This is a genomic window from Vibrio sp. 1288 (assembly GCF_033344475.1).
Genome location: NZ_JAWPOX010000954.1, coordinates 1 through 558, shown reverse-complemented (window position 1 = coordinate 558; position 558 = coordinate 1). Strand labels below are relative to the sequence as shown.

Genomic DNA, 558 nt, shown 5'->3' with positions numbered 1-558 from the left:
ATGACTATCTTACAAAACCGTTTGCAGAAGCTGAATTGTTCGCGCGTATTCGTGCTCAATTGCGTGCGCCTGACTCTGCTGATCAAGCTAATGCAGATAAAGTGATGACGAAAGATCTGGAGATCGATCGCGCAACACGTGAAGTTATCTTCAAAGGTGATTTGATCACGTTAACTCGTACTGAGTTTGATTTGCTTCTGTTCTTGGCGTCAAACCTAGGCCGCGTTTTTACTCGTGATGAACTACTAGACCATGTATGGGGGTACAACCATTTCCCTACAACACGTACTGTAGATACCCACGTACTTCAACTTCGTCAGAAATTGCCAGGCCTTGAAATCGAAACGCTTCGTGGCGTAGGCTACAAGATGAAAGCATAATCGATAATGAAAACGCTACTCCCTGTAGTTCTCTCGTTAGCGTTAGTGAAACCAGTCCATGCGATGGACTGGTTTCAAACCAATACGCCACTGACACAAGCTCATCAACACCTGCTTGAAGATGACCTCGCAGGGATGTTCAACTCGTTGGTTGAGTTATGGCAAACAGAGCCAAGCA

General features: G+C 45.5%; 2 protein-coding genes. Both read left to right on the top strand.

Features of this window, described 5'->3' with window-relative positions:
• Nucleotides 1–380 (top strand): response regulator transcription factor (locus R8O11_RS30305; protein WP_318195272.1); only part of this gene is annotated, 380 nt, incomplete at its 5' end.
• Nucleotides 381–386: 6 nt separating this feature from the next.
• On the top strand, nt 387–558 hold a 172-nt coding region (locus R8O11_RS30300; protein ID WP_318195273.1), incomplete at its 3' end, for a DUF2861 family protein.